Origin of the sequence: Methylobacterium sp. Leaf456 (genome assembly GCF_001425465.1) — a bacterium.
In the GTDB taxonomy this organism is placed as follows: Bacteria; Pseudomonadota; Alphaproteobacteria; order Rhizobiales; family Beijerinckiaceae; genus Methylobacterium.
Genome location: NZ_LMQV01000004.1, coordinates 179,541 through 196,097, shown reverse-complemented (window position 1 = coordinate 196,097; position 16,557 = coordinate 179,541). Strand labels below are relative to the sequence as shown.

The 16,557-nt window shown below is 66.1% G+C and carries 19 protein-coding genes; 10 read left to right on the top strand and 9 right to left on the bottom strand.

Annotation, left to right across the window (positions count from 1 at the left end):
- Positions 1 to 274: 274 nt before the first annotated feature.
- The 3 genes from ASG52_RS06170 to ASG52_RS06160 form a co-directional block, all read right to left on the bottom strand.
- Positions 275 to 892 carry a PopZ family protein gene (locus ASG52_RS06170; protein ID WP_286158958.1) on the bottom strand — a complete coding sequence of 206 codons (618 nt, stop codon included), beginning with the start codon at positions 890 to 892 and terminating at the stop codon, positions 275 to 277.
- A gap of 118 nt (positions 893 to 1,010) precedes the next feature.
- Positions 1,011 to 2,408 carry a TolC family outer membrane protein gene (locus ASG52_RS06165; protein WP_056240470.1) on the bottom strand — a complete coding sequence of 466 codons (1,398 nt, stop codon included), beginning with the start codon at positions 2,406 to 2,408 and terminating at the stop codon, positions 1,011 to 1,013.
- A 480-nt stretch (positions 2,409 to 2,888) separates the two neighbouring features.
- Positions 2,889 to 3,539 (bottom strand): protein-L-isoaspartate O-methyltransferase family protein, encoded by a 651-nt coding sequence (locus ASG52_RS06160; RefSeq protein WP_056240467.1) that lies wholly within the window; start codon positions 3,537 to 3,539, stop codon positions 2,889 to 2,891.
- A 452-nt stretch (positions 3,540 to 3,991) separates the two neighbouring features.
- On the opposite strand from ASG52_RS06160, the gene ASG52_RS06155 reads away from it, so the two are divergent.
- The 10 genes from ASG52_RS06155 (at position 3,992) to ASG52_RS26000 (ending at position 13,708) form a co-directional block, all read left to right on the top strand.
- Positions 3,992 to 4,441: a hypothetical protein gene (locus ASG52_RS06155; protein WP_156383815.1), complete on the top strand. Its 450-nt coding sequence runs from the start codon at positions 3,992 to 3,994 to the stop codon at positions 4,439 to 4,441.
- A gap of 3 nt (positions 4,442 to 4,444) precedes the next feature.
- Positions 4,445 to 5,419, top strand: coding sequence for a DUF5131 family protein (locus tag ASG52_RS06150; protein WP_082552384.1), 975 nt, complete (start codon positions 4,445 to 4,447; stop codon positions 5,417 to 5,419).
- Positions 5,419 to 5,868 carry a hypothetical protein gene (locus tag ASG52_RS06145; RefSeq protein WP_156383814.1) on the top strand — a complete coding sequence of 150 codons (450 nt, stop codon included), beginning with the start codon at positions 5,419 to 5,421 and terminating at the stop codon, positions 5,866 to 5,868. The genes ASG52_RS06150 and ASG52_RS06145 overlap by 1 nt, the downstream gene beginning before the upstream one ends.
- Positions 5,861 to 6,265, top strand: coding sequence for a hypothetical protein (locus ASG52_RS06140; RefSeq protein ID WP_056240459.1), 405 nt, complete (start codon positions 5,861 to 5,863; stop codon positions 6,263 to 6,265). Before ASG52_RS06145 ends, ASG52_RS06140 begins: the two co-directional genes overlap by 8 nt.
- 252 nt (positions 6,266 to 6,517) lie before the next feature.
- A complete protein-coding gene (locus tag ASG52_RS06135; RefSeq protein WP_156383813.1) occupies positions 6,518 to 7,399 on the top strand; it encodes a hypothetical protein in 882 nt (293 codons plus the stop codon).
- Between the two features lie 294 nt (positions 7,400 to 7,693).
- Entirely contained in the window at positions 7,694 to 8,014 is a 321-nt protein-coding gene (locus ASG52_RS06130; RefSeq protein WP_056240454.1) for a hypothetical protein, read from the top strand.
- A gap of 390 nt (positions 8,015 to 8,404) precedes the next feature.
- Positions 8,405 to 8,668, top strand: coding sequence for a hypothetical protein (locus ASG52_RS06125; protein ID WP_056240451.1), 264 nt, complete (start codon positions 8,405 to 8,407; stop codon positions 8,666 to 8,668).
- Positions 8,669 to 8,771: 103 nt separating this feature from the next.
- Complete coding sequence (locus tag ASG52_RS06120; protein ID WP_056240448.1) at positions 8,772 to 9,473, top strand: class I SAM-dependent methyltransferase; 702 nt, start codon at positions 8,772 to 8,774, stop codon at positions 9,471 to 9,473.
- Positions 9,474 to 9,892: 419 nt separating this feature from the next.
- The gene (locus ASG52_RS06115) at positions 9,893 to 12,787 is read left to right on the top strand and encodes an AMP-binding protein (protein WP_156383812.1); all 2,895 of its coding nucleotides are present in this window, start codon (positions 9,893 to 9,895) and stop codon (positions 12,785 to 12,787) included.
- Between the two features lie 246 nt (positions 12,788 to 13,033).
- Positions 13,034 to 13,708 (top strand): FkbM family methyltransferase, encoded by a 675-nt coding sequence (locus ASG52_RS26000; RefSeq protein WP_082552382.1) that lies wholly within the window; start codon positions 13,034 to 13,036, stop codon positions 13,706 to 13,708.
- A gap of 76 nt (positions 13,709 to 13,784) precedes the next feature.
- Here ASG52_RS26000 and ASG52_RS06105 read toward each other — a convergent pair whose 3' ends face one another.
- The 6 genes from ASG52_RS06105 to ASG52_RS06080 are packed head-to-tail and all read right to left on the bottom strand — an operon-like array spanning position 13,785 to position 16,557.
- A complete protein-coding gene (locus ASG52_RS06105; protein ID WP_162249975.1) occupies positions 13,785 to 14,378 on the bottom strand; it encodes a hypothetical protein in 594 nt (197 codons plus the stop codon).
- On the bottom strand, positions 14,375 to 14,674 hold the full coding sequence (locus ASG52_RS06100) for a hypothetical protein (protein WP_056240438.1): 300 nt from the start codon (positions 14,672 to 14,674) through the stop codon (positions 14,375 to 14,377). Before ASG52_RS06100 ends, ASG52_RS06105 begins: the two co-directional genes overlap by 4 nt.
- A gap of 14 nt (positions 14,675 to 14,688) precedes the next feature.
- The gene (locus ASG52_RS06095) at positions 14,689 to 15,117 is read right to left on the bottom strand and encodes a hypothetical protein (RefSeq protein WP_056240435.1); all 429 of its coding nucleotides are present in this window, start codon (positions 15,115 to 15,117) and stop codon (positions 14,689 to 14,691) included.
- A gap of 4 nt (positions 15,118 to 15,121) precedes the next feature.
- Complete coding sequence (locus tag ASG52_RS06090; RefSeq protein ID WP_286158957.1) at positions 15,122 to 15,880, bottom strand: hypothetical protein; 759 nt, start codon at positions 15,878 to 15,880, stop codon at positions 15,122 to 15,124.
- A gap of 55 nt (positions 15,881 to 15,935) precedes the next feature.
- A complete protein-coding gene (locus tag ASG52_RS06085) occupies positions 15,936 to 16,301 on the bottom strand; it encodes a DUF3307 domain-containing protein (RefSeq protein ID WP_056240433.1) in 366 nt (121 codons plus the stop codon).
- 13 nt (positions 16,302 to 16,314) lie between these two features.
- Positions 16,315 to 16,557 (bottom strand): hypothetical protein, encoded by a 243-nt coding sequence (locus ASG52_RS06080; protein WP_056240431.1) that lies wholly within the window; start codon positions 16,555 to 16,557, stop codon positions 16,315 to 16,317.

Sequence of the window (16,557 nt, the reverse complement as noted above, 5' to 3'; positions counted from 1 at the left end):
CTGAGCCCATCAATCCTCCTGTCGAGGACCAAAGGGAATCAGATCACGCCGTGCCAGGGAACCCCGAACGACTCGCAGCGGTCGGCAACAGCTCTAGCGGCATCTCGGGCGCCTGACGATGCATTCCTGAAAACCTCGCCGTCATTCCGGGGCGCCGCAGGCGAACCCGGAATCCACGACTGGCCGCAGCGGGTTGCAGAGCGTCGCATCACGGGTGGATTCCGGGTTCCGCTGCGCGGCCCCGGAATGAGGGTGGTGGGGGGCAGGAAAGCGGCTACCGCCCCCGCGTGACGCGCTCGATCTCGGCGCGCACGAGCCGCTCCACCATCAGCGGCAGGTTCTCGTCGAGCCAGCCCTTCAGCATCGGCCGCAGCATCTCCTTGACGAGATCCTCCAGCGTGCGGGCGTTGTTCGACAGAACGGTGTGGGCCAGCAGCTGGAAGTTCTGGCCGACGCTCTCGACGGTGCTCGACGAGACGAGGCGTTCGGTCACCTCCTCCTCGACCGCGGCTCGGATTCGCTCGGCCGGGCGCGGCGGAGGCGGCGGGGCCACGAAGACCGGCTCCGGTTTGGGCGCGGGCTCCGGCTCGAAGGTCGGCTCGGGCTCGAAATCGAAATCGACCGTCGGTTCCGGCTCCGGTTCGGACTCCGGCATCCGGAAATCGATCTCCGGCATCTCGAACGGCACGGGCTCGGGCTTGCGCACCGGCTCGGCCACCTCGGCGAGATCGAGGATGTCGTCCTCGACCGGCGGCGGCGGCGGCGGCGCCTCGGCCACCTCGGCGGGCTTGGCGGCCTGATCGTCGGCGATGATGCGGCGGATCGAAGCCAGGATCTCCTCCATGGAGGGTTCCTGCGTCTTGTCCTGGACCTTAAGGCTCGCTGCGCTCATCTCGGGCGATACTCGGTGACGATTGACAAGACGACGAAATGGTTAACCAACTATTTCATCGTCTCTTCCGACATCAACCGGGTGCGCATCGCCGCCAACAGGATTCCGCCGTCCGGCCTCAGCGTCCGTCGGGGGTGCGGACGCCGAACCACAGATCGCGCACCTGATCGAAGTGCTCCCGCGGGCTGTAGGGCGTGACCGGCAGCGAGGTGAAGCGCACGGTGAGCCGGCCCACCGCCTGCACCACGTCGTAGGAGTTCACCACGCGGTTGCGCTGGGCCAGGATCAGGTTGACGCGGGCGTTCAGCAATTCCTGCTGCGCGTTCAGCACGTCGAGGGTGGTGCGCTGGCCGACGCGGGCCTCCTCGCGCACGCCGTTGAGCGCCACCTCGTTGGCCTGCACCTGGGCCTGCGAGGCGATCACCTGGGCCTTGGAGGCCTCCAGGTTGCCCCAGGTCCGGACGATCGAGGCGCGGATCGTGTCGCGGTCGCGGTCGGCCACGAGCCGGGCCTGACCCACGTTTTCCTTGGCCTGCCGGATCAGCGCGTATTCCTGGCCGCCCTGGTAGAGCGGGATGTTGACGCGGCCGACGATCGAGGCGGTGACGCCGTTGTCGCCGGGAAACTGTTGGTCGTAGCGCTGCTGCACCGCGCCGGTGAGCTGCGCCTGCGGGTAGAGCGAGCCCTCGGCGACCTTCACCTGCAGTTCGGCCACGTCCACGGCATGGAGCGAGGCGAGGATCTGCGGGTGCTCCTTGAGGCCGATCAGGATCGCCTGATCCAGGTTGCCCGGCACGAACCGGTCGAGTGGGCGACCCGGTGCGAGCTGGCGCGGCTCGACGCCGACGATCTGGCGATAGATGCCGATCGAGGCGCGCAGGTTCGCTTCCGCGGTCGCCACCTGCGAGCGGGCGCCCGCGAGGCGGGCCTCGGCCTGGGCGACGTCGGTGCGGGTCACCTCGCCGACGTTGAAGCGGTCGCGGGTCTGGCGGAGCTGTTCCTCCAGCACCTCGACGTTGTTGCGCTGGAGTTCCAGCGTCGCGGTGTCGGACAGCACGTTCATGTACGCCTGGGCGGCGTTGAACAGCGTGTTCATCTCGGTCTGGCGCAGCGACTCGCGGGTGCTGAGCACGGTCGATTCGGCCGAGCGGACCCGGTTGTCGGTCTGAAAGCCGTCGAACAGGTTCTGATTGACGGTGAGACCTGCGCCGGCGGGAACGGTCGAGCCCCGTCGCCCGCCGACCTGAATCCCGGAGATCGAGCCTTGGAACTGCGAGACGCCGATATCGGCCGAGATCGCGGCGTTGGGCCGGTAGCCGGACTGGAAGCGGTTCACGTCCTCGTCGGTCGCGCGCAGGTTGGCCCGCGCGGCGTTCAGCGCCGGGTTGGCTTGGTAGGCGCGCGACAACGCGCTCTCGAGGGTCTCGGCGCCGGCCGGACTCGCGACCGCCAGTGCCGTGACGACAGCACCGGCGAGCCGGAGTGCAGAGCGCGCCGCAGGGTTCCGTTCTCTCACGTCGATCAGCCCTTGCGGTTTCTCGATTCGCCGTCTCGCCGTGCCCGGCTCGGTCTCCGCCCCGCGTCCGCCCTCGAGAGGGTGTCGCCGGTTCGAAGTCCGCCGGGCTCGTCGGCACGGCCTCTCCCGCGCCTGAAGCGCCGGGACAGCCTGCCCGCCTCGGGGCGCAGCATAGCCGAGCTTGATCCTGCAGGGACAGGGCCACGCACGCCCGCGTGATCGGATTGCCGGTGGGGTGGCTCATAAAAGCGACACCCGACCGGGGTCGCGTCCGGGCTCGAAGCGAGAATCCGTCGAACTCGGCGCAAGGCCGATGTCGCCGGCTCGATCGCCGGCCGGCGCAGCGACGTGGGCTGCCCGAAAATGCACCGATCCGGTGCCGATCTGCCCAACGATAGGGCAGGTACGATCCACAGGGTTAAGGAATCGTTTCGAGCCGCTGCCGACCTGATGGAATCGGGGCGGCGGGCTCGTGTGTTCCTAGAACGCGAAGCCGGGCTCGGTCGCGAAGGCTTTGAGGGCCGGCAGGTTGGCGTCGAACAGGGGGCGCGCGCCGAAGGCGTCGCCCGCGCGCACGAACAGGGTGGCCTTGGCGTTGCGGTCCGGGCCGAGCACGCAGACGAGGCGGCCGTCGTCCTTGAGCTGGTCGAGCAACGCCTGCGGCCGGGTCTCGACCCGACCCTCCACGAGGATCGCGTCGAAGGCGCCACCCGCGACCGTCTCGGTCAGGCCGCCCCGTACCACCTCGACCTGGCCGCCCAGCCGCTCGCGGGCGGCACCGGCCAGCGCCTCGTCCGATTCGAGCGCCGTCACCTGCGCGCCGAGCCGGTCGAGGATGGCGGCGCTGTAGCCGTAGCCCGCGGCGACATCGAGCACGCGGGTGCCGGGGCGCACCTTCAGCGCCTGGATCATGCGGGCCAGGATCATCGGCGCCGCCATCACCCGCGGGCCGTCGCTCTGCGTCGCGACCGTCAGGGCCTGATCGATATAGGCGAAGGTCTCGCGGCCGGCGGGCACGAAGCGCTCGCGCGGGACGGCGTCGAAGGCGTCGAGCACGGCGTTGTCGTTGACGTCGAAGGTCCGGAGCTGACAATCGACCATGAGGCGTCGCGCCTGCGCATAATCGAGCATGGAGCCGTATTTCCCTCACCGCCGGACCGGGTCGGCCGCGTGAGCCGCCCCCTGAGCGGCAGGGGTTTTCACGGATCGCCTGGGGAATTGCAAGGCTATTGCCCGGCTCAGGCCGCAGGCTCGGAGGCGCTCGCGTCTCGTATTGCCGGGAGAAGCTTGTTTGGAGGCCTCGCCCGTTCTTCCACATGGAAGTCCCTGCAATGGCTTACAATTCCCAACCCGGCGGATCGGCTTCATACGATTGCACGGCTTTTCAGCCGACTTCCAACCCGCCCGACCCGCTGGCTGTCGCTCGATGGCACGCTCGGCGGTTGCAGCGCCTGTTCACTCGACAGGATGATGGGTGGGGGCCTCGAGAACCAGTCGCCGACGGCCTGCCCCTCTTCTCTGGGCCGGGCCTGCGGGTTTCGTGGACGCGGTTACCGCTCGAGGTTTGCGAGCAGGCGCAGCGCGTGCCGAAGGGCAAGGCTCGAGCCCGCGAAAGCCTCGAGCATATGATCCTCAAGCGCGCGGCGCTGCTGTGGATGCGGAGTGAGTACGCCGCCGATGCTCGAGAGGAAGTGGACTGCCTCGTCGGCCGGGCGGACGTGTTCAGCCCCTCGGCAGCCTGGATCGCGGAGTGCGGCAAGACGGGTGTCTCGAAGCTCGTTACCGCCGTCGCCAGTGGCGAGCCGATTCGGTTCAGCCTGATCCCGTACCAGTGGGCGACCTGGGACGACGAGACCACCGCGCGGCGGCTGATCGCCGTCGAGTTCTCGTGGACGCCGGAGTTCAGCCAGCAGGTCGCGCAGGCGGCTCGAGACGCTGACGCCCGCTTCCCTGTCGAACAAACAGGGCCCGACGCCAGCACGAAAGTCGGCACAGTCGGTTCCGCCTCCCGCAAGCACGCAGGGGAGGCCTGAGCCATGGCCGAGACCACGAAAATCGAGTGGGCCGACCGGATGTGGTCGCCCTGGATCGGCTGCACCAAGGTCAGCCCTGCGTGCGACGGCTGCTACGCCGAGCACCTGATGGACACCCGCATGGGTCGGGTTCAATGGGGCCCGCACGGCGAGCGCAGCCGCACCAGCAAGAGCTATTGGCGCCAGCCGCTCGCCTGGAACCGCGAGGCCCAAGCCGCGGGGCGCACCATCAGCGTGTTCCCGAGCCTGTGCGACCCGTTCGACAACCGGCCCGACCCCGGCATTCGGCGCGAATGGTTCGACCTGATGCGGGACACGCCGAGCCTGCTGTGGCTCCTGCTATCGAAGCGCCCGCAGAACGCGGTCGAGATGGCGGAGGCTGCGGGCGGGCTGCCGGCGAACGCCGCGCTCGGGACGACCTGCGAGGATCAGGAGCGCGCCAACCGCAACGTGCCGCACCTGAAGCGGGCTCGGCGGTACCTCGATCCGCGGTTCATCTTCCTGTCGGTCGAGCCGATGCTCGGGCCAATCTGCCTCTGGGAGGCCGACGCGATCCGCTGGCTCCCCGGCGGCACCTACGACGATGGCGGACAGCCCGGCTACGACGAGCCCTCGCCCGACCACCTCGAATGCGTCGATTGGGTGATTACGGGCGGAGAGACGAGCCAGGGCGCGCACGCTGCCCGGCCGACGAACCCGGCATGGTTCCGCACGATCCGCGACCAGTGCGCCAAGGCGGAAATCCCGTATCTCCACAAGCAGAACGGCGAGTGGGTCTCCGTCAGCGAGGTCGAAGGACCCGGCGAGATCCACACCTTCGCCGACGGCCGCAACGTCCGCCGCGTCGGCAAGCGCAAGGCAGGCCGCACGCTCGACGGCGTGACGCACGACGGCTTTCCCGTGGCGCTCTCCGCTCCCCTCTCCCCCCGGATCGGCCCTGACCGGCAACCTGTGTGCGGCACGGGGAGGATGGGCTGATGGGCGAGTTTTGGACAACGACCCGTCGTCGCAGCCGCATGGATCGGACGTGCCCTGAGTGCGGCGAGGTAATTGCAACTGGGCAGACCTACGTGCGCGAGGTCGGCGCCTCCGACGAGGGCTTCGTCTCTGGCCTCATGTGTGAGCCGTGCCACGCGTTCGCGGATCGCTACCTCGCATCCCTTCGCCTGTCTGGATGCGTGAACTGGGACGAGGTGACCTTCCAGTATGGCGCGCTGCTGGATGAGGCCGCCGAGACTATCGGCTTCCTTTGGTCGCCCGACTACGACGGCCTGACCCCTGCCGAGCGGCGGACAGCAATGCTCCCAATCCTTGATGAGTGTGACGAGGCCGAGCGGAAAGAGCGCGCGCGCATCCGAGCACTACGCAAGGCCTCCGACCCCTCCGCCCGGCCCGCGCCTCTCGCTAGGGAGGGGAGCCGTGAGTGAGGTCACTGCAACAGCCCCAGCAGACGCGCTGCCCTACGGGGTCATAGATCCCGACTACGCCAAGATCTTCACCATCGCCCGCTGCCTCGCATGGGCCGAGGGCTACGCGTTGATGATGCACGGGTCGTTCACGCGCGATCTTGACCTCTTGGCTGTGCCGTGGGTCGAGCATGCCTGCGAGCCAGAGCATTTGGTGCGACGGATTGAGGAAGCGGCCGGCCTTCGGATCGTCGTCGAGGGACCCGGCCGTTCCAAGCCACACGGTCGCCGCGCCTGGACGCTGGTGCTTCCCGGCTTCGGCGACCCACGGTTCGTGGACCTCGGGGTCATGCCGCGGGCACCTAATCCTTCTCCCCGTCCCCTCCCCCTTCAGCGAGAGGAGGCCAATCGTGAGTGAGAGAGGTTCAGGGCGCGCCCCGAGGGGGTCGGGCTCTCATCCTACGGATCGGGCTGCTCCGCATCCCGCCCCTTCGGGTTTCGATCCCTCGCGCGGCGTCGAGCCCCTTCACCTCGTGACGCAGCGCGGCCAGCCCTACGGCAGCGTTCGGCGCTGTTGCGAGCGATGCGGCCAGATGTGCTGGCCCGGCATGAAAGGCTCGGCGACGCGCTGGACGGATGACCCCGAGGCCTTTGCCGCGGCCGATGACCGATGCTCTCGGCCCTCGTCTCCCCTCCTGCACAGTGGAACAATCTGACCATGCGCACAGAGAAGGCGACCCAATCCCGCGACTGCCACGAGGCTGGCGACCGCGAGATCGACCGCATCCTCGCCATGAGCGGTGACGAGCTACGTACCGAGCTTGTTGCCGAAGGGCACGACCCCGACGCGCTGGTTCGGCAGATGAAGCAGGGCCTCGACGGCACCCTGCGACTCGCAGCGGATCGGCAGCGCTGGCGGGAAGAGGCGACCTCGTGGCGCCGCGTTGCCGAGCGGCTTGAGACCCAGATGCAGACCCTCCGCGCCAAGGCCGACGACCAGATGGCCTACTGGCGCAAGCGCATGGCCGCCGAGAAGTCGAGAGACGACGGCATCAGCGAAGATGGCCTGACCTACACGCCGATCGGCGACGATGCGGCGTGGTCCGGCGGCTACTGCAACGGCCGGCTGGGCGAGGCCGAATGGTGGCAGTCCACGCTCAAATACATGGCGCCCGCGTCAGGGATCGCCGCCCCGAAGGGGTCAGAACCGAAGGGTCTGACCGAAGGCAAGAGCCCGGCTCTCGCAGAGGGGACGCCCAACGATACCCCGCCCCTCGCAGAGGGAGACGCCCACCCCCTCCCCGATCCATTCGCCGGCATCACCACAGACCCCGCCCTGCTGGAAAGGCTGAAGCGCGCCGCCCAGCGCGAGATGACCCCGGCCGAGCACCACGCCCAGCGCCGATCTTGGATCATCGGCGAGATGGGCATCGAGCATCCCGAGTTGAGCCGGGAGCAGCTTGAGGCTTTGGCGGATCATGCCGTTGGGCCAGCGCCCTCCCCTGAAACCGGAGCGCCCCACCCCGATCCAACCCTGAAGGCAGGAGATTAGGCGATGTATCTCGGACCAGAAAAAAACGAATACGGTACGCCTGTGGACCGGTTTAAATGCGATGCTTGCGGCTGGGTATATACGGTGTGCCCGGCTCTGAGCGATAGAACTCGATTGGACGAGTGGGACAATTGTCTAGGCGTCACCTGCGCTAGCTACGACCCGGCTCGTGACGCCGACAAGCTATTCGATGACGGCAACGTCGCATCCTTCGAAGGGCGGAAGAAGAAGGTCCGGCGCGGGCCGCCGCACCAATAGTCCGGTCTCGCAACCCTGAAGGCAGGAGATTGAACGATGGACGACAAGCAGCTTGTCTGGTTCGCCTCAGAGTTCCGTGAAGGCATCCTCGACGGCGGCTCTCCGCGCATGATGTGCTGGGCCGTGAGCGCGCCGCTGGAGGCCCTGCTGCGCATGTACGGCGTCGAGACCGAGCTTGCCGAAAGCGATCTCGGCGAATGCAACCACTTCTTCCTGCGGCTGCCTGACGGGCGCGTGCTGGACCCGACTGCGGACCAGTTCAACTACGTCCGATCCGAGGCCATGCCGCCGGTCTATCTGGGGCCGCCGGTCGATCTCCACGGGGTCGCCGCCCTTCCTCCTGCGGGAGGGCGCTGAGGGATGACGACCCGACGAGAGCGGCGCATCCAGCGCGCCGAGGCTGCGATCGCCGGAAAGCCGAGCTACTACCACGCCGACTTTCGGCGCCCTTGCTCGATGACCCATCCGCTTGAGGCACTCGCGTGGGACCAGACTGAGGTCTGGATGACGACGCGCGAATGGCTGGAGCGCATCCGGCGCGGCGGTCGAGCCCACAAGGTCTACGGGCACCACACCGGAGGGAAATGGCTCTGGCAGTCTCGGCCCTGCATCCGAGCGCACCGACACCCTAGCAGCACATCGCAGCGGGGCTGGTTGCCCGACAGCAAGCATGGGCTGCGTTTTCCGAGGCGCCCTGACCTCCCCTCCCCCGTCGCCAAGGACCAAGGGAAGCGATAGCGTCGGGGAATGGCCGAATCCTCTCCCACCGTCTCCGACCTCTACAAATCGAAAACCGTCACTGAGGACGATGTAGTCCGCCTCGTGAAGGCGGTGCTCAACGGCGCGACGGACAAGGCGCCACTCACTGAGGGCTACGTGGTTGATCTCGGCGCCGCCGTTCAGGCCAGCGCGTTCGCGGCCTCCGTGCTCGGCGACAAGGACAGTGGCCTGGCGACCAAGTGGAGCGCGGCCCGAACGGCGATCGTGTTGGCGCGGGTGGAAAGGGAGTGATGCAGGAGCCGCCCGGCCCCGCGCCGCGCGCTTGCGTTCCTTAAGGCGTTTCCGTACCACCCGAGCCAGGCATGATTCGTTTTTAATAACGGCGGGGGACACCATGCAGCGGCCCGAATTAATCAACAGCTTCCTGTCTCTGTTTGACCAGCCGCGTTATTTGGAAATTGGCGTTGAGAAAGGTCTTACATTTAAAGAGATTAAGGCAGATTGGAGGGTCGGCGTTGATCCTCAGCCCAAGTTTGAGGACGAATCATTTCTCGGTGAAGATTTTGAAATGTTTCGAATTCCGTCGGATAAATACTTTGCCGATCATGTTGAGATCGGCAAGCCGTTTGATGTGGCTTTCATCGACGGTCTGCATACTGCCGAGCAGACGCTGCGTGACTTCACCAACGTTATGAGTTTCACTAAGAACGACGCCGTCGTCATTATCGACGACATTCGGCCGGCCAACTGGTGCGAAGCTCTCCACTTGGATTTGTGGCTTAAGGTCGTGCCAATGACCGACGGAAGCTACACCGGCTGGACTGGGGACGTGTTTAAGCTGCTCTACCTCATTGAGACCTTCTTTCCCTCGATCGAGATGCGCATATCCGCCGAAGCTCCTAATCAGGTGATCTGCTGGAAGCGTACCAAGTCACGCCTGATTGAGAAGCCTTTCGCCTCGCGCTTATACGAGATCGCTACAGCGCAGTACCCGCAATTTCTGCTTTCTAAGCAGAACTTCACTACGAGCAGCCTGGAGTCCATCATCGGCGAGTACAAGCAATCCTGCGCCGAATGGGCGGCATCAGGTCGCTAACGCCCTGGTTGTCGCCAGCAAATTAAGGAATTCAGCTTCTCCGGATGCGCCGCGATACCAGATGGTCCCACGCCGGTTGACGCCGGCGGAGGGAACATTTGATGGCCCGCAGGCTGGGCCTGGGGGCAGCGGGTTTGCCAGGGAGCAGAGTGCAATTTGCACGCCTGAAACGAAAAAGGCGCCTAGCAGAAGCCGGGCGCCTGCAGCGGGCGGGGGGGCGACGGCATTATCGACGATGCGCGCGAAGGCTGCCTCACTCTAGAAGGAGCCTCCCTTTTAAGGCTCGCGGAACCATGCTCTACAAAGCCGCCCGTCGCACCGTGCGCGCCGAGGCATGATCATCTGCGAAGAAGTTCATTACGATAATGCTCAAAATCGCATCGCTGGGAACGTGTCTGTCCAGCCTTCCGACAGCTTTGATGACCGATCTTGGCTGCGCGAGGCTCAACGCCGTCAGCATAGTTCGTAGCGATCACTTCGTTGAGTACTTCATTGAGCAGCGGAGCAAGCTTCCAGAATTTGAAAAACTTCGAGAGTTATTTTCGTACCAGGGCCATCCGAAAGAAGCATGGCTCGACGGCGCACTAGCCGAGAACTATCGGGAATTGTCAGGCCGAAACAATCTGCCGCCGGAGACGAAGCCCTTTATACACAATTTGGTCTACGAAAAATTCGATCTACTGATGATGGATAATTTGGGAGATATTGGCCATCAGCTGGTGCACTACAACAACGCTGACCTCGGCGAGTTCAAGGTGAACTTTCCCGTAGCGGAAAGCGCGCGACTCAAGGAGTTCTGGCCGCTTTGCAAATATACCCCCTTCATCGAGACCGAGGATTCGGTCGAGAGCTGGGCGACAATCATCAAATATTTAAGGGCGTTGCAGCCCCATGCGCGGATCGTGTTCTTCTGCACGCATTATCATAATGCCGACAGCAATCCGTTCCGGCAGGAACGGGCGCGCACATTCTATCCGCTATTCGCCAAGCGGATGGCCGGGTCCGGAATCACCATCATCCCGCCGATTGAGCTGCCGCCGAAGCTCTACAAGCTTCCCGACATGGATCACTTCGACAATCCGATCTACCGGGCACTGGCGGGACACATTTACCTCACCACCGTGGCGAAGTTCGACGGGTTGCCGGCCAACCCGATCGCCTTCGATCCCGGTGTGGCCGCGCCGGTCGCCTTCGAACCGGCGCCCTCCGCGCTGGCCGCCGCACCCGTTCGATCCGATCCGCCACCCCCGCCTGCGCAGGAGGCGGCACCACCGCCCGCGGACGAGGATTCGGGGGCGGACACGGCGCCGATGGGGATCCGGAGCTACGGCCGCGGTCCGGCCGCGGACACGGTTTCGACCGTCCCGATCTCCCTCACGGGGTCGATCGCCGACTACCTCAAGGTCGCGCCGACGCTCGTCACCGAGGCTTCGGGCTCGGACACCGTTGATGGCTGGGACAGCCTGAGCCAGCTCAACATCATGGCCCATCTGGAAACCGTCTTCGGCATCCAGTTCTCCTTCGACGACACGGCCGATGCCAGAACCGTCGGGGCCATCCGCGCGGCATTGCGCCATCTCGGCCTCGTCGCCTCGGATGAGCCGGACACGCCGCCCGATGCGGCGTCGAGCGCGCCTGCGGTCGCGCAGGCCCTGGCCGAGCCGGCGGTCACGCCCGATCCAGAGGCCAATATGCCCCCGGTCGACCTGTCCCAGGTGAAGCTGCCCGCGACCAACCTGTTCGCCGATTTCGTCGATCGGGCCCTGTGCACGCCCGACGCACGCTTCGCGCTGTTCGTGAGCCGCGGCGCCGAGCGGACCCTGGATTGCGGCTGGATGCTGCGCCACGCGCTCGGTGCCGCCCGCCGCCTCGATCACCTGCCGCGCGGCGCGATCGTCGGCATCATGCTCCCGCATTCCGAGCACATCTACACCACCTTCATCGGTTGCGTTCTGGCCGGGCTCGTCCCGACGATCCTGCCGCCGCTCACGTCGAAGCAGGACCCGGAGGTGTTTCGGCGTTCGATGGACGTCCTGCTCCAGCGCGTCCGCCCCGGCGCCGTCTTCACGACGCGGGCGCTCGAGGGAACCTTGCCGGATTCCGTGCCGGTCCAGCGGATCGAGGAGATCGAGCCCGTCACCGCCGAGACGCTGGCGGAGTCCGTCAACGCTCTGCCCGCGACCGTTCCGACCGCGACCGCCTTCCTTCAGCACAGCTCGGGCACGACGGGCCACAAGAAGGGGGTGATGCTGAGCCACGCCACCGTGCGGCGGCACGTGGAAGCTTATGCGAGCAGCATCGGATTGAAGCCGGGCGACGGGATCGCCTCATGGTTGCCGCTCTATCACGACATGGGCCTCATCACGAGCTTCCTGATGCCAACGATCATGGGCAACCCGATCGTTAGCCTCGACGCCATGGAATGGGTCGCCAACCCAACCCTGCTGCTGCACCTTATCGAGCAACAGCGCGCGGCCTTCGTCTGGCTGCCGAACTTCGCGTTCCACCACATCGTTCGGGCCGATAACGGCGCGCGGACCTTCGACCTGACCTCGCTGCGGGGGGTGATCAGTTGCTCGGAGCCGGCGCGCAGCGCGAGCTTCGATGCCTTCGCTGGGCGCTACGCCGCGATGGGCTGCGGCCCGGACAAACTCGGCGTCAGCTATGCCATGGCCGAGAACGTCTTCGCTGTAACCCAGACCGATCTCGGGGCACCGACGGCGCGCGATGCCGACTCGCCCTATCTCTCGTCCGGCACGCTGCTGCCAGGCGTCGAGATCGAGGTCCGCGGAGAGGACGGGAGCCCCATGGCGGAGGGCGGGGTCGGTACGATCTATCTGCGCGGCCCGTTCCTGTTCGAGGGCTACCACGCCCAGCCCGACCTGACCGCCGAACGCATCCGCGATGGCTGGTACGACACCCGCGACATCGGCCGGGTGAAGGACGGGCAGCTCACCGTTTACGGCCGTAACGACGACATGCTGATCGTCAACGGCCGCAACATCATCGCCCACGAGGTCGAGGACGAGGTGTCCCGCCTGCCCGGCATCGCCCCCGGTCGTGTCTTGCTCTGCGCGCCCCACGATCAGGCGGTCGGGTCGGGCCGACTGTCGCTGCTGGCCGAGCCAAGTGAGGATGCAGACGAAAACGCCCTCAAGAGCGCCCTACGCGACGCTGTCCTGGCGATCTGCGGCATCGCCCCGACCTACGTCGCGGTCCTACCGCGCGGCTTCCTGATCAAGTCGACGAGCGGGAAGATCGCACGGGAGGAGAGCAAGCGAAAGTGGCTGGAGAGCACGTGGGGCCCGACGTGACGGCCTGACGCCCCCCGTTATGCAGCCGTACGATCAGAGCGCGAGGGGGAGCCAGCGCCGTCATGGCGCGTCTCCGTCGGTGGATCGTATTGAAGGCTGCGCGCGGGCGCCCGGCGGCAACGAAGCCGCGATGCGCCTAATGCAGCCAGCGCGACCGGACTTGCCCCGTGGCGCGGCCCTCGGTAACCCGACGGGAATGCTTCATCGTCGGCTAAATCGGCGGCTAAATCCTTGGCAGGTTCGAACATGGCGCAACTGCAAAATAGCGATCTTGACGACAATGTTGCTGCATATGTCAAGAAGAAGTGGCCGAGGCTAAAAATCAAAAATGTTTTTGATGTCGGCGCGCACGTCGGGCTGGTAACGGCTAACTTTCTGAGCGCTTTTAGAGAGGCAAAGGTTTGGGCGTTCGAACCTGTGCCGAGCACACTCGTTGAAATGAAAGGAAATATTGCTAGATCCAGCGAGCCTGATCGCGTGAAGTTTTACGACCTAGCTCTTGGTTCCGAGAACAAGAGAGCTTTTATTACAACCATTTCTGGCCCAGACTCTGCCAACAACAAACTAGTTCCGCCAGGGACCCCCGACTCAATTGAGGTGGGCATGGTTCGCGGCGACAGCTTTTGCGCGGATAACGGCGTCTCTCATATCGACTATTTAAAGATTGACACCAAAGGAGACGACTTCCAGGCCCTCATCGGCTTTGGCCCGATGTTGAGCGCAGGCGCAATCGACTTTATTCAGGTCGAAGCGGGAATATCGAAGGATGCCACGGACCATATTAATATTTGGAAGTTCGAGGACTTCTTTTATCCGCTCGGATATAAATTGGACTCGATCAAGAATCAAACGTCTTCTCACATTCCATATTTGCGCTCTGCCGACGTGATTTTCATGCGGGAAGCCGCGGTGCGCAGATAGGCGATTGTGCCTGAACGCGAAAAAGGCGCCTCGGCCGAAGCTGGGCGCCTTGTGGTGGGCGGAGGGGTGGGGCGGATTAGGCCGGCGGCGGCCCGGTCGGGATGCCGCCCGGCACGAACCCGGTGCGCCACCAGTCGCCGATCCACGGGCGCGCCCGCTCGACCGCCGGGCCGATATCCGGACGGGTCGCCACCACGGCGCCGACGATCAGCACGGCCGCTCCGACGCCGATCCCGAGGGCGATCCGGCTGCGGCGCGGCACCTCGCCGTTGACCGAGCCGGTCGCTGCGACGTGGCACACCGCGCCGAGCATCGAGAGCAGCACGATCACCGGCACGATCTCAGCGTTGAGGAGCCACTGCGGCGCGTCCGCGAGCCGGTAGATTGCCGCGTAGACCGTCTGCATCAGGTGCGACAGGAACGAGAGCCAGATGCCGACGATGAGGAAGTCGGCCTTGGTCGGCACGGGCCGGCGCACGGCGGCCCAGGCGTCGCCGAGATAGGCGTAGACGACGACGCTGTAGAAAGCCGCGGCGAGGATGCGCGTCGCCACGATCATGTCGGCGTTGGGCACGAAAATGTTGACGCACTGGTAGCCGATGAACAGCACGAAAGCCGTCAGGTAGAGCAGCTGCCGAATACCGGTCGGCCCCTCGTTGTAGACCATCACCGCGATCTCTCCTGCCCGTGGCGGGCGCGCTCGTCCATCTGCTGAAGGGTAGCCTCGACGACGGCGCGCACATCGCTGGACAGGTGCCCGCGCCCGCGGTGGCGCAGACGCTCGGCCGACCGCTCCTTAAGGGCGCCGACCGCGGCCCCGACATGCTCGCGGTTGTCGTCGGCGGCCTGCGTGACGTCCTCGGCCGCGTCGCCAGCCCGCCGCTGCGCCTCGATGGTCTGCGCCAGCAGCGCGTCGAGCACAGCCGGATCGGGGGGCGCGGGCGGCCTTGGGAACAACCACAGCATGACGCGCCTCCAGATCATGGGCGCCCCCGAGCGGCCTGCGTGGCAAGGCCGTTGATGGCGGCCAGGATGTTGCCGACGGCGTGCCGGGTCTCCTGTGCCGCGAGCTCCACCTGCTTCGTGAGGTCTTCGCTGGCGTCCTTGTTGGTCTCGAGCGCGGAGGCGAGGCTGGCCTGCGCCGTGGCCGCCTTCTCGGCAGCCGAAGCCGCCGCGTTCAGGGCGAGCACCAGCTTCTCGCGATCGGCGATCTGCGCCGCGAGCGCGGAGGCGTGGCTGCTCTTCAGATCCTTGTAGAGGGCCCGGATGACGAGGCACGCGCCGATGAACAGGCCGATGAAGACGAGGCACGTCGCGCCCAGCACGCCCTGATTCAGGTAGAACGAGGCGGTCTGATCGATGACCGCCTGCGGGTTCGGGGCTTGGGCGGCGGCCTCGGAGACGAGCACCGGATCAGCCTCGCGTCATGAGCTCCGCGTCGCGCAGTTCCTCGGCGGTGGGCGGCGGGAACCGGTCCATCCGCTCAACAGCCGGCGCCAGCACGGTCGCCTCGCTGCCGCCCTCGTCCAGATCGAGCTTGCGGAACATGCGGGCGGCGATGCCGTCCCTGCCGCCGGCCGCCTTGATGACCGCCGCCGGGGCCGTGTCGATGACGTACTGCGTGCCCTTGGCGATGACGGGCACCGCGACCTCGACCGAGAGCGTCTTGCCCTTGGCGGCGCCCTGGACGGCGTTGAGACCGTAGCCAACGGCGGCCTCCAGCATCATCTCCACCCGCTTCTGCGACAGAAACAGCGCGGCCCACGGGTAAACCCGGCGGATGGCCTGGACGGCGTAGGCCGCGACGATCGGCAGGAGCACGGTCAGGATCGGCTCACGCAGAGCGACGGCGAAGGCTGCGATCTGATCGCCCCAGGGCAGGATGACCACGGGCTGGCCGTTGACCGTGACGGTCTCTGCGAGCGCCGGCCCCACCAGCATGGTCAGCATGAAGGCGAGCGGGACGAGCCAGATGCGCGCGTCGGGCGGCGGGACGCGACCGCGGAAATGCGCGCGCAGGATCATGCCGCAGCAGGCGAGCGCGAAGATGACAGAGGCGGGCACGGCATAGGCGTACAGGCGCTCGCTGGTACTGACGCCGATGGCTCCAGCCATAGCCGGAGAACCGACGCAGGCGAGCGCCAGCGCCGCGAGAAGAAGCGCGCGGATCATGGGGGTGTCTCTCGATGTGGGAGGGGTGCGCGGCTGGTCCGGCCGGCGGCGGGGATCAGACGAGCGCGAGGACGGCGCCGTTGATGAGGATGTGCAGCACGTTGTCGGCGATGATGAGCAGCCAGACGGCCAGCCACGGCGGCACGTCGTCGGTGTAGCCGGTCGCCGTCACTGGGCCGCGGGCACCGTTCTTCAGCCAGACGACGAAGCGGGCGAGGCGCCAGCGGTCGATCGGGAAGTGAAGGGCCGCGATGAGCGTGAGGGCCAGCGGGTCAAGTGTGATGAAGGCGAAGGGCACCGTATAGGCGACGGCGTGGATCGCCGCGGCGAGGCTGCGCTTCGTCTTCTCCGTCGCCATCCAGTGGCTTTGCAGGAGGTAGTCGCCGACGAGATGGGCGACGATCTGGTCGGCGGTGAACATGACCGAGCCCTGCTCACACCGGATCGTAGGTCGCGGCGAAGATGTCCGGCTTGCAGGGGTACAGTTCACCCTTCACGCCGCGGATGATCCAGTCCCCGACCTCGCATCTCATGTCGCCTTCGAGGGTGCGGATGATCGCGTGATCGCTTTTGCATTGGACATTCGCGCTGATGAGCCACGGCCTGATCTCGGTGTTGAACTGGCCGCAATACAGAACGGCCTCAATCTCCACGGGCTTCTTGCGAAATTTCGGCAT

Excerpts from the sequence above, each read along its gene's own strand:
- ASG52_RS06170 (WP_286158958.1), bottom strand. The coding sequence starts at position 892 with ATGAGCGCAGCGAGCCTTAAGGTCCAGGACAAGACGCAGGAACCCTCC.
- ASG52_RS06160 (WP_056240467.1), bottom strand. The coding sequence starts at position 3,539 with ATGCTCGATTATGCGCAGGCGCGACGCCTCATGGTCGATTGTCAGCTC.
- ASG52_RS06150 (WP_082552384.1), top strand. The coding sequence starts at position 4,445 with ATGGCCGAGACCACGAAAATCGAGTGGGCCGACCGGATGTGGTCGCCC.
- ASG52_RS06145 (WP_156383814.1), top strand. The coding sequence starts at position 5,419 with ATGGGCGAGTTTTGGACAACGACCCGTCGTCGCAGCCGCATGGATCGG.
- ASG52_RS06135 (WP_156383813.1), top strand. The coding sequence starts at position 6,518 with ATGCTCTCGGCCCTCGTCTCCCCTCCTGCACAGTGGAACAATCTGACC.
- ASG52_RS06130 (WP_056240454.1), top strand. The coding sequence starts at position 7,694 with ATGGACGACAAGCAGCTTGTCTGGTTCGCCTCAGAGTTCCGTGAAGGC.
- ASG52_RS06125 (WP_056240451.1), top strand. The coding sequence starts at position 8,405 with ATGGCCGAATCCTCTCCCACCGTCTCCGACCTCTACAAATCGAAAACC.
- ASG52_RS06120 (WP_056240448.1), top strand. The coding sequence starts at position 8,772 with ATGCAGCGGCCCGAATTAATCAACAGCTTCCTGTCTCTGTTTGACCAG.
- ASG52_RS06115 (WP_156383812.1), top strand. The coding sequence starts at position 9,893 with ATGACCGATCTTGGCTGCGCGAGGCTCAACGCCGTCAGCATAGTTCGT.
- ASG52_RS26000 (WP_082552382.1), top strand. The coding sequence starts at position 13,034 with ATGGCGCAACTGCAAAATAGCGATCTTGACGACAATGTTGCTGCATAT.
- ASG52_RS06100 (WP_056240438.1), bottom strand. The coding sequence starts at position 14,674 with ATGCTGTGGTTGTTCCCAAGGCCGCCCGCGCCCCCCGATCCGGCTGTG.
- ASG52_RS06090 (WP_286158957.1), bottom strand. The coding sequence starts at position 15,880 with ATGATCCGCGCGCTTCTTCTCGCGGCGCTGGCGCTCGCCTGCGTCGGT.
- ASG52_RS06085 (WP_056240433.1), bottom strand. The coding sequence starts at position 16,301 with ATGTTCACCGCCGACCAGATCGTCGCCCATCTCGTCGGCGACTACCTC.
- ASG52_RS06080 (WP_056240431.1), bottom strand. The coding sequence starts at position 16,557 with ATGCCGAAATTTCGCAAGAAGCCCGTGGAGATTGAGGCCGTTCTGTAT.